The sequence below is a fragment of the Salipiger sp. genome (genome assembly GCF_059781815.1).
Map to the genome: position 1 here is coordinate 1 of NZ_JBYNAH010000190.1, position 10332 is coordinate 10332.

The following is a 10332-nucleotide window of genomic DNA, read 5'->3' on the forward strand; positions in this document are numbered from 1 at the left end:
CCAGCCGCAGCGCCAGCCCGGCACGGGCGGCGCGGGCGCGCATGTCGGCCAGCATGGCCGCCTCGCCGCCATGCAGATGGGTGGCGCCGGTGACATCGAGCACCAGCCCGTCCGCCGCCTCGATCCCGACCCAGGGGCAATAGCGCGTGGCCCAGCGGCGCAGCGCCGCGAGGAAGCGCGCATCGCGGCCCGGATCGGCCGGCGCGGTGAGCAGCGCCGGGCAGTAGATCCGCGCATCCGCCAGCGCCATGCCGCGATGCAGCCCCTCGGCCTCGGCCCGCGCGTTGAGGCAGTAGAGCCGCTCGGCATTGGCCTGTTTCAGCACCAGCGCGAAGGGCGCCTCAACCGGACGCGCGCGCAGAGCCCGGTCGCTCGGCAACCGGGGAAACCACATGGAGACGATGCGCCGTGTCCGTCCAAAGAACATCCCAGGCTCCCAGTGTTCCCGATTTGTTCTTTATAATTTCCCAACGCAGCGCTGTCGAGTCCGCCTCCTCGGCGGTGGCCAGGCGCGGGGCGGCGTGCCAGCGGGTCTCTGCGGCGTTGCTGCCCATGCCCTCGGGGATCAGGCACAGCCCGGTGCTGCCGCCGCTCTTCGCGGCGAGCTGCAGGCGGCGACCCTGGCGCAGGTCGAGCGGCTTGGTGATCTCGCACACCACCAAGGGCACGGCGCCGTCGCGCAGCGCCTCCTCGGTGACCGCCAGCGCATCGGTGGGCGAGGGCGCCTCGGCGATCAGCAGCCGCGCCGGATCGAAGATGCGCGACAGCCCCTGCGGGTTCAGCGCCTCATGGCTCCAGCCCGGGCGCACCCAGAGCACCGGGCCCGCGCCCTGCGCCGCGAGGATCGCGGCGAAGCTGGTGGCACCGGGGCCGCAGACCTCGTGGACGCGGGCGGGGCGCAGGGGGAAGCTGTCGAACAGATTCGCGGGCATGGGGGCAGGATACAGGGTCGGGCCGGGGCGGGCCAAGATCCTGCATCGGTCAAAGCGCGGAAAGCGGGCAGATCCTGCGCGCGGGCGGTGCCGGATGCATCGCCGCGATTGACGCAGGGCGCGCGCGGTGCGCCACTGTCGCGATGTTGAGACGTTCCCTTCCCGGGGCAGGCCGCCGATGAGCGCGCCGCTGCCCTACCGCCTTGGACCCGCGCGCCCGGCGCTCGGTCTCGTCGTGCTGCAATCGGACGAGACCGTCGAGGCCGACATGCGCCGGCTGATCCCGCAGCGCGGCAACCTCATGGTCACCCGCGTGCCTTCGGGCGCCGAGGTCACCCCCGAGACGCTGGCCGAGATGGAGGGCCACCTGGCGCAGGCGGCGGCGCTGTTCCCGCCCTGGGCGCGATTCTCGGCGGTGGGCTATGCCTGCACCTCGGGCACGGCGCAGATCGGCGCGCCGCATGTGGCGGCGCAGATCCGCGCGGCGGTGGAGACGGAGGCGGTGAGCGAGCCGGTCTCGGCGCTGATCGCCGCCTGCGCGGCGCTGGGAGTGCGCCGGCTGGGGCTGATCTCGCCCTACGTGGCCGAGGTCTCGGGGCGGCTGCGGGCGGTGCTGGCGGAGGCGCGGATCGAGACGCCGGTCTTTGCCAGCTTCGAGGTGCCCGAGGAGGCGCGGGTGGCGCGGATCGGGGCGCAAAGCCTCCGCGACGCGGCTGTAAGGCTGGCCGGGGAGGCGCCGCTGGACGGGCTGTTTCTCTCCTGCACCAACCTGCGCACGCTGCCGGTGATCGATGCGCTCGAGGCCGAGCTCGGGATGCCGGTGCTGTCGAGCAACCAGGTGCTGGCCTGGCACCTGATGCGGCTCGCCGGGATCGCGGCGCCGAAGCGGGCGCCGGGGCGGCTTTTCACGCAGACGCGGTGACGGCGCGGCGGGCCTGCCAGAGCTGGCGGGCGGTCTCGAGCGGTGCGTCCTGCCCCAGCGTGTCGAGCGCCAGCGCAGCGGTGCCGAGCACCACGGCCTCGGCGAAGGGGTCTTCGCGTTCGCCCGCCCAGAGCGCGCTGAGCAGGGCGGGATCGCTCTCGCCATCGTCGAGGCGGCGGGTTTCCTCGGGCAGGAGCGCCGGGACGCTGCTCTCCCACGCCGCGCCGCCGCGCAGGCCGAAGCCGGCGATGGCCTTGGCCGGGTGACGCTCGAACTCGCCGCCGCCGCCCTTGATCACGGTAAGCGACTGCAGCCCGAGGAGCGCGCCCGCATCGGCCTGCAGCAGGCGATAGGGCGGGTGGAACACGCCCTGCACCGAGGCCGTCGCGCGCGCCGGGTTGAGCATCCGGCAGACGGTGTTGACGCAGGAGCGCAGGTGCAGCACGTCGCGCAATCTCAGTAGCCGGAAGAGCGCCGGCGAGAGCGTCTCGAGCGGCAGGTAGGCGATGCCGTGGCGCGCCATCAGCGCAGCAGCCTCGGAGGGCGCTTCGGCCACCGGGATGCCGGCGGCGGCGAGCCCGTTGCGCACCGCAGCGTCGGCGCCGTTCCAGCCATGCATCAGGACAGGATGGCCGGCATCGGCCACCAGCCGCGCCGAGAGCAGGAACCACGGCAGGCCGCGGGTGCGGCCTGCGGCATAGGACGGCCAGTCGAGCGCCGGGCGGGGCAGCGCGGGCAGGCTCTGCTGCGCGGCTTCGGCAAAGCCCGCGATCTCGTCGGCGGTCTCGCCCTTCATCCGCATCAGCATCAGGAGTGCGCCGATGGCATGCGGATCGGCCTCGCCCGAGAGCATCAGCTGCATCGCATCGACCGCTTCCTCGCGGCTCAGCGAGCGCGACCGTCCGGGGCCACGCCCCAGCGTGCGGACATGGGCGCCAAGCGTCATTCGGCGGCCACCTTCGACTGGGTCGCGGCGAGGATCGAGGCCAGCTCGGGCCGGCAGGAGCCGCAATTCGTCCCCGCCTCCAGCGCCGCGCCGATCTGCTCGACGCTGACCAGCCCCTGCGTCTCGATGGCGGCGACGATGGTGTTGAGCCCGACATTGAAGCAGGAACAGACCAGCGGGCCGGGATCGGGGCGGTCGGCCGGCGGTTGGCCGGTGAGCGCGTCGGGGGCCTCGGTGCCCGGCAGGGTGGCGAGGAAATCGCGCTTCAGCGCCACCGGCTCGGGGCCTGCAAACAGCGCCGCGATCAGCCGGTCGCCATCGTGGAAAGCGATGCGGGCGAGGCCGCGGCGGGCGTCGATCAGGGTCTGGCACTCGGCATCGGGCAGGCCGAAGAGGGCGCGGGCATGGGCCTCCCAATCGTCGGGCTGGGCCGCGGCGGCAAGCTCGGCGCGCCAGCCGGCGCGGGTGCGGGCGCGGGCCCAGTACTCGGCGGTGGGGGTGAATTCGGTGGCGGACACGGCGTAGCCGTACCACGCCGCGTCGAACCGTGCCACCGCCGTCACGCTGGCCTTGCTCTCGGGCTGGCCCGAGACCGGGTCGGTGTTGGCGGCGACCAGCGCGTCGATGCGGGCCGAGGGCGCGGTCTCGCCGGTCCAGTGCATCGGCGCGAAGACATCGCCCGGCGCCACTGCGTCGGTCAGGCGTGCGCGCAGGATCGCCTTGCCCTGCGGGTTCTCGAGCCGCACCAGATCGGCGGGCGCGATGCCGAGGCGACGGGCATCCTCGGGATGGATCTCGAGGAAGGGCTCGGCGAGATGCGCGGCCAGCCGCGGCGAGCGCGCGGTGCGCGTCATGGTGTGCCACTGGTCGCGGATGCGCCCGGTGTTGAGCCGGAAGGGCAGCTCGGCGCAGGGCTGCGAGGCCGGGGCGCGGTAGCGGATCGGCAGCATCCGCGCCTTGCCGTCGGGGTGGTAGAACTTGCCGTCGGCGAAGAAACGGCCACCGTTGCGGGTGGCGCTGGCGGGCCAGCGGAAGGGCGGCATCGCCATGTAGGCGCTGTCGGTGAGCTCGGCCTTGGCGGAGATGTCGAAATCGCGCCCGAGCTTGCCGGCGAGCCCGGAAAGCGCGGCATATTCACGGAAGATCTCGGCCGGGCAGGCATAGTCGAAGGCGTCGCGCCAGCCCATGCGGCGGCCGACCTCGGCGAGGATCTCCCAGTCGGGGCGCGCGCTGCCCGGCGCGGGCAGCACGGCGCGCTGGCGGCTGATGGTGCGGTCGGAGTTGGTGACCGTGCCCTCCTTCTCGGCCCAGGCGGAGGCGGGCAGCAGCACGTGGGCGAGCCGCGCGGTGTCGGTGGCGGCGGTGATGTCGGAGACCACGACGAAATCGCAGCCCGCGATGGCCTTGGTCACCGCGTCGGCCTCGGGCATGGTGACGGCGGGGTTGGTGTGGATGATCCACAGCGCCTTGATCCGCCCGTCTCCGGCGGCACGGAACAGGTCGACCGCCTTGAGCCCCGGCGCGTCGGCCATGCGCGGGCTGTCCCAGAATTCATGCACCGCGGCGCGGTGGTCGGCGTTCTCGATATCGAGGTGACAGGCCAGCATGTTGGCCAGCCCGCCGACCTCGCGCCCGCCCATGGCGTTGGGCTGGCCGGTGACCGAGAACGGCCCGCAGCCGGGGGTGCCGATGCGGCCCGTGGCGAGGTGGCAGTTGAGGATGGCGTTGACCTTGTCGCTGCCCGAGGTCGACTGGTTGACGCCCTGGCTATAGACGGTGACGACCTTCTGGGTGCCGATCCAGAGCTTGTAGAACGCGGCAAGCTGCTCGTCCGACAGGCCGGTCACGGTGTCGCGGTCGCTCGAGGCGGCGGTGAGCGCCTCGTTGAAGCCGGTGACGTTCTTCAAAAAGCCCTTGTCGAGCGCGCCGGCCTCGTGGATGGCGCAGAGCAGCCCGTTGAACAGCGCCGCATCGGTGCCGGCCTTGAGCGCGAGATGCATGTCGGCGCCGTCGCACGACGCGGTGCGGCGCGGGTCGATGACGACCAGCTTGGTGCCGCGCGTCTTCCGGGCCGCGAGGATGCGCTGGTAGAGCACCGGGTGGCACCAGGCGAGGTTGGAGCCGACCAGCACGATCAGGTCGGCCTCCTCGAGATCCTCGTAGGTGCCGGGCACGGTGTCGGTGCCGAAGGCGCGGCGGTGACCGGCCACCGACGACGCCATGCAGAGCCGCGAATTGGTGTCGATATTGGCGGCGCCGATATAGCCCTTCATGAGCTTATTGGCGACGTAGTAATCCTCGGTCAGCAGTTGGCCGGAGACGTAGAAGCCCACGCTCTCCGGCCCGTGCTGCTCGATGGTTTCGCGAAAGCGCTGGGCGACGAGATCGAGCGCCTCGTCCCAGCCGGTCTCGCGGCCGTGCACGCGGGGAGAGAGCAGACGGCCCTCCAGCCCCACGGTTTCGCCAAGGGCCGAGCCCTTGGAACAGAGCTTTCCGAAATTCGCCGGGTGGTCCGGGTCACCCCGCACCTCGAGCCCGCCCGCCTCATCGGCGCGAAGCCGGACGCCGCAGCCGACACCGCAATAGGGGCAGGTCGAACAGGTTTCGGAAACGCTCTGGTCTTTCATCACGCCGCACTCCGCGTCGAGACCGCCTCGCCGTCGAGCAGGATGCGCCCATCCTCGAGCCGCACCGGGTAGGTGGCGATGCGGCCCTCGTCGGCACCCTGCGCCTCGCCGGTGTTGAGGTCGAAGACCCAGTTGTGCAGCGGGCAGGTGACCTTCTGGCCGTGCACGATGCCCTCCGAGAGCGGCCCCTGCTTGTGCGGGCAGGTGTTCGAGGCGGCGAAGACCTCGGCCTCGTCGGTGCGGAAGATCGCCACGCAGCCGACCTCCGTCTTGACCAGCCGGGCGCCGCGCAGCGGCACGTCGTCGATATGTCCGATGTCGATCCAGCTCATTTGCCTGACTCCGCTTGGGGGTTGGGGAGGCTGCCCCGGGTTCGGGCCCGGGACAGCCGGTCTTCGTGGTGTTGCTCCGGGGTGGGCCCGGAGCGGGAGGCGGCGGGGGTCACTCCGCCGCTTTCAGGGTGAGATCGGCCAGCGGCTGGAACCGGCGCGCCGCCTCCGGCTCGGCCCGTTCGGCCCAGGGATCGGTCTGGTAGACGCTCTGCGAGATGTCGAAGCGCTCGACCAGCGCGCGGCGCTCGGCGTCGTCGGAGAGCACCTCCTTGACCCAGTCGAGCCCGACCTTGGCGACCCACTTGTAGGGCCGGTCGAGATACTTGGCGTGCTCGCGGTAGAGCTGGACGAAGGCGGTGGTCCACTCGATCGCCTCCTCCTCGGTCCGCACATCGACGAGGCGCTCGGTCTCCTTCACGTCCATGCCAGCGGCGCCGGCGACGCCGACCTGATAGCCGCTGTCGACGCAGATGATGCCGACATCCTTGCAGGTCGCCTCGGCGCAGTTGCGCGGGCAGCCCGACACGCCAAGCTTGACCTTGTGCGGCGTCCACGAGCCCCAGAGCTTCTTCTCGAGCTTGATGCCGAGCCCGGTGCTGTCCTGCGTGCCGAAGCGGCACCAGTCCGAGCCGACGCAGGTCTTCACCGTGCGCAGACCCTTGGTATAGGCGTGGCCCGAGACCATGCCGGCCTCGTTGAGGTCGTACCAGATCGCCGGCAGGTCCTCTTTCTTGACGCCGAGCAGGTCGATGCGCTGGCCGCCGGTGACCTTGACCACCGCGTCATATTTCTTGGCGGCCTCGGCGATGGCAATGAGCTCTTCCGGCGTGGTCATGCCGCCCCACATCCGGGGCATCACGCTATAGGTGCCGTCCTTCTGGATGTTGGCGTGGTTGCGCTCGTTGACGAAGCGGCTCTGCGGGTCGTCGGTATAGTCGAGCGGCCAGTCCGCCAGCAGGTAGAAGTTGATCGCCGGGCGGCAGACATGGCAGCCGTTGCGGGTCTTCCAGCCCAGCTCCTGCCAGACTGCTTCCTGCGACTTCAGCTCCTGCGACTTGATCAGGCGGCGCACGTCCTCGTGGGTCAGATCGGTGCAGCCGCAGACCGGCTGGGCCGTGGGCAGCACGAAATCATCGCCGAGCGTGACCGAGAGCACCTGCTCGACGAGCCCGGTGCAGGTGCCGCAGGAGGCGCTGGCCTTGGTGGTGGCCTTGATCGCCCCGAGATCGGTTGCGCCGGCCTCGATGGCGGCGACGATATCCCCTTTGCAAACGCCGTTGCAGCCGCAGATCTCCGCCTCAGGCGGCAATGCTGCAACGGCTGACAGAGGGTCCACGGTGCCGCCCCCCTGATAGGACGGCCCGAAGATCAGCGTCTCGCGCATCTCGGAGATGTCGGTGCCGTCCTTGATCAGCCCGAAGAACCAGTTGCCATCGGCGGTGTCACCATACATCACCGCGCCGATCAGTTTGTCGTCCTCGATGACGAGGCGCTTGTAGATGCCGCGGGCGGGGTCGCGATAGACGATGTCCTCGCGGCCCGGGCCTTCGGCGAAGTCGCCCGCCGAGAACAGGTCGCAGCCGGTGACCTTGAGCTTGGTCGAGAGCTCGCGCATGGCGAAGGTCTCTTCCTGCCCGAGCAGGGTCTTGGCGAGCACCTTGGCCTGATCGTAAAGCGGGGCGACGAGGCCGAAGAGGTTGCCCTCGAATTCGACGCATTCGCCCACGGCGTAGACATCCGGGGTCTCGGTGCGCATCTGCGCGTCGACCTTGATGGCGCGGCCGCAGGCGATGCCGCTGTCCTGCGCCAGCTTGACCGCCGGGCGGATGCCCACCGCCATGCAGACGATGTCGCAGGGCAGCTCGGTGCCATCGGCGAGGTTGACCTGTTCCGCCTTGCCGTTGCCGACGATCTCCTTGGTCGAGGCCTCGAGCAGCACGGTGATGCCGCGCTTCTCCAGATCCTTCTTCAGCAGGTAGCCCGCTGCCGGATCGAGCTGGCGCTCCATCAGGTGCGAGGCGATGTGCAGCACGGTCACCTCCATGCCGCGCAGGCGCAGCGCCGCTGCCGCCTCGAGCCCGAGCAGGCCGCCGCCGATCACCACGGCCCTCGAGCCGGGTTTGCCGGCGGCCTCGGTCATCGCGGTGGTGTCTTCCAGATCGCGGAAGGCGACGACGCCGGGCAGGTCATGGCCGGGGCAGGGGATGATGAAGGCCGAGGAACCGGTGCCGAAGACCAGCTTGTCATAGGCCACTTCGCCCTTCTCGCCGACCACCACCTTGCGCGCGGTATCAACGCTCAGGACCTTTTCGCCGAAGCGGCAGGTGACCTTGTTGGCGGCGTACCAGTCATCGTCATGGGTGACGATCTCGGCAAAGCTCTTTTCGCCCGAAAGCACCGGCGAGAGCATGATGCGGTTGTAGTTGCCGCGCGGCTCGGCGTTGAAAAGCGTGATCTCGAAGGCGCCGGGATCGGCGTCGATGAGCTGTTCGAGCAGCCGGCCAGAGGCCATGCCTGCTCCGATGACGACGAGTTTCTGCATCTCTGCGTCTCCTCTCAGACGTACCAGGCGACGATGTGGGCAATCTCGCCCGCGTCATAGATCGGCAGGGCGACGAGGGTGTCGTAGCCTTCGGTCAGCCCGGGTTTGCCGGTGACGATCAGCGGCAGGCCGGTGGCAAGCACCTTGCCGATATTGCCCTGATTGGCGTTGACCCGGCGCGGCGGCTCCCGCGTGTCGTCGGTCCAGAGCGGGCCCTCGCGCTCGCAGATGCCGTCGGCGAGCACGGCGGCGACCTCACGGCCGACCTTCACGGGGCGCGAGTCCCAGATCTCGAAGCGGCGCGCGATCGGCGTGCCGCGGGCCGAGAGCAGGGTGAGCACGAAGGTCTTGTCCTGCGGCACCGGGATCGGCAGGCCGAGGCCGGTGGTGAGACCCGCCTTGCCGGCGCTGTCGGCGCGGATGAAGCGGTAACCGGAGCCGAGATCGCGGAACAGCATCGGGGTGCTGGCCGACCAGACGCCGCCCGGCAGGCCTTGGCCGCGCGGGAAATGCGTGTGCTGCGACACCCATTCGAAATGCCGCGCGGCGCCGTAATAGCCGTCGTCCAGCATCAGGAAGCCGTCGGCCTCGTGCCAGACCTCGATGGCGCCGGTGCGGTTCTCGTCATCGCCGCAGAGCACCACCATCACCGCCTTGAGCTGGGCGTCGTTGAACACCGGGATCGCCACGGCCGAGGTCAGCCCGGCTTCGGCGGCGGCCTCGATGCGCTTGAAATACGAGCCGTCGAAGCCCTTGAGCACCACCGGGCGCTCTTCGGCCCAGGCCTTGCCCGGCAGGCCTTCGCCCTTGCCGAAGCTCATGGAACGGGTGGCCTCCTCGAAGGCCGAAAGCTCGCCGTAGTTGCCCGTGGCGAGGACCAGCCGGTCCCCCTCGGGCACCCAGATCTCGGTGACCTGGATGAAGGTCTTCACGGGTGCGTCAAGAACGGTGTCCATGATCGTACTCCCTTGTCCTGGAGAGTTGCATCTGTCGCGCACCGGCATCAGGCCGGGGCGCCTGCCTTTCAGGCGGCTTTCTTCTTCGCGGGCTTGGCTTCGGACTTGCCGTGCTTGCCGTGCTCGTACTCCTCGAGGAAGTTCAGCACCTGCTCGCGGTAGAGGTAGTAATCCGGGTGCTCGAGCAGCGCCTTGCGGGTGCGCGGGCGGGGCAGGTCGACATCGACGATCTTGCCGATGGTGGCCTGCGGGCCGTTGGTCATCATCACCACGCGGTCGGCCAGCAGGATCGCCTCGTCGACATCGTGGGTGACGCAGATCGCGGTCACTTTGGTGCGCGACCAGACCTCCATCAGCACCTCCTGCAGCTCCCAGCGGGTCAGGCTGTCGAGCATGCCGAAGGGCTCGTCGAGCAGCAGCAGCTTGGGCGAAAGGGCAAAGGCGCGGGCGATGCCGACGCGCTGCTTCATGCCGTTCGACATGTCGGCAGCGCCCTTGTCCATCGCATCGGCGAGGCCGACGCGCTCGAGATAGTACTCGACCACCTCCTGGCGCTCGGCCTGGGAGGCCTTGGGATAGACCTTGTCAACGCCGATGGCGCAGTTCTCGCGGGCGGTGAGCCAGGGAAAGAGGTTGGGCGACTGGAACACCACCGCGCGCTCGGGATCGGCGCCCTCGACATGGCGGCCGTCGAGGCGGATGCCGCCCTTGGAGATGCTGTTGAGGCCGGCGGCCATGGTCAGCACGGTGGACTTGCCGCAGCCCGAATGGCCGATCAGCGAGATGAACTCGCCCTTGTTGACCTTGAGGTTGAAGTCCTCGACCACCGTGAGCGGGCCCTTGGGGGTGGGGTAGATCTTGTGCAGCTGCGAGAAGTCGAGGAAGCGCTCCTCGATCATGCCTTCCTGCGCCTTGGCGACCGCCGCCGGCACATCCGCCGCGATGCCGTGGATCGGGGTCACGTCGGGCAGGTTGCGGCTGCCTTCGGTCTTGGCCTCGATGCCCACGTCCATCAGGTAGGTGGTGACCTCGGCGCGCAGGCGCTTGAAGGTCTCGTCATGGTTCATGGCCGAGC

Annotated in this window: 9 protein-coding genes; 1 reads left to right on the plus strand and 8 read right to left on the minus strand. The window is 69.9% G+C overall.

Going from position 1 to position 10332, the window contains the following annotated elements; translation table 11 throughout:
• The coding region (locus AC6RA4_RS18825; protein ID WP_500162986.1) for a Y-family DNA polymerase at nucleotides 1–427 on the minus strand (427 nt) is incomplete at its 3' end.
• Nucleotides 342–932, minus strand: coding sequence for an ImuA family protein (locus AC6RA4_RS18830; protein ID WP_500162987.1), 591 nt, complete (start codon nucleotides 930–932; stop codon nucleotides 342–344). The genes AC6RA4_RS18830 and AC6RA4_RS18825, both read right to left, overlap by 86 nt.
• Nucleotides 933–1110: 178 nt before the next feature.
• On the opposite strand from AC6RA4_RS18830, the gene AC6RA4_RS18835 reads away from it, so the two are divergent.
• Complete coding sequence (locus AC6RA4_RS18835; RefSeq protein WP_500162989.1) at nucleotides 1111–1854, plus strand: maleate cis-trans isomerase family protein; 744 nt, start codon at nucleotides 1111–1113, stop codon at nucleotides 1852–1854.
• On the opposite strand, the gene AC6RA4_RS18840 is transcribed toward AC6RA4_RS18835, so the two are convergent.
• From AC6RA4_RS18840 to AC6RA4_RS18865, 6 genes are all read right to left on the minus strand, one after another.
• Nucleotides 1838–2800: a glycosyl transferase family protein gene (locus AC6RA4_RS18840; RefSeq protein ID WP_500162991.1), complete on the minus strand. Its 963-nt coding sequence runs from the start codon at nucleotides 2798–2800 to the stop codon at nucleotides 1838–1840. The genes AC6RA4_RS18835 and AC6RA4_RS18840 overlap by 17 nt on opposite strands.
• Nucleotides 2797–5427 carry a molybdopterin-dependent oxidoreductase gene (locus AC6RA4_RS18845; protein WP_500162993.1) on the minus strand — a complete coding sequence of 877 codons (2631 nt, stop codon included), beginning with the start codon at nucleotides 5425–5427 and terminating at the stop codon, nucleotides 2797–2799. Before AC6RA4_RS18845 ends, AC6RA4_RS18840 begins: the two co-directional genes overlap by 4 nt.
• A complete protein-coding gene (nirD, locus tag AC6RA4_RS18850) occupies nucleotides 5427–5759 on the minus strand; it encodes a nitrite reductase small subunit NirD (protein WP_500162995.1) in 333 nt (110 codons plus the stop codon). Before nirD ends, AC6RA4_RS18845 begins: the two co-directional genes overlap by 1 nt.
• A gap of 109 nt (nucleotides 5760–5868) precedes the next feature.
• Nucleotides 5869–8301, minus strand: a complete 2433-nt coding sequence (gene nirB / locus AC6RA4_RS18855) for a nitrite reductase large subunit NirB (protein ID WP_500162997.1) — start codon at nucleotides 8299–8301, stop codon at nucleotides 5869–5871.
• 14 nt (nucleotides 8302–8315) lie between these two features.
• The gene (locus AC6RA4_RS18860) at nucleotides 8316–9257 is read right to left on the minus strand and encodes a GAF domain-containing protein (protein WP_500162998.1); all 942 of its coding nucleotides are present in this window, start codon (nucleotides 9255–9257) and stop codon (nucleotides 8316–8318) included.
• Between the two features lie 68 nt (nucleotides 9258–9325).
• Nucleotides 9326–10332 (minus strand): ABC transporter ATP-binding protein (locus AC6RA4_RS18865; RefSeq protein ID WP_500163000.1); only part of this gene is annotated, 1007 nt, incomplete at its 5' end.

What these genes read in the sequence shown, in the direction of transcription:
- AC6RA4_RS18845 (WP_500162993.1), bottom strand. Translation starts at nt 5,427, where the DNA reads ATGAAAGACCAGAGCGTTTCCGAAACCTGTTCGACCTGCCCCTATTGC.
- nirB (WP_500162997.1), bottom strand. Translation starts at nt 8,301, where the DNA reads ATGCAGAAACTCGTCGTCATCGGAGCAGGCATGGCCTCTGGCCGGCTG.
- AC6RA4_RS18830 (WP_500162987.1), bottom strand. Translation starts at nt 932, where the DNA reads ATGCCCGCGAATCTGTTCGACAGCTTCCCCCTGCGCCCCGCCCGCGTC.
- AC6RA4_RS18840 (WP_500162991.1), bottom strand. Translation starts at nt 2,800, where the DNA reads ATGACGCTTGGCGCCCATGTCCGCACGCTGGGGCGTGGCCCCGGACGG.
- nirD (WP_500162995.1), bottom strand. Translation starts at nt 5,759, where the DNA reads ATGAGCTGGATCGACATCGGACATATCGACGACGTGCCGCTGCGCGGC.
- AC6RA4_RS18835 (WP_500162989.1), top strand. Translation starts at nt 1,111, where the DNA reads ATGAGCGCGCCGCTGCCCTACCGCCTTGGACCCGCGCGCCCGGCGCTC.
- AC6RA4_RS18860 (WP_500162998.1), bottom strand. Translation starts at nt 9,257, where the DNA reads ATGGACACCGTTCTTGACGCACCCGTGAAGACCTTCATCCAGGTCACC.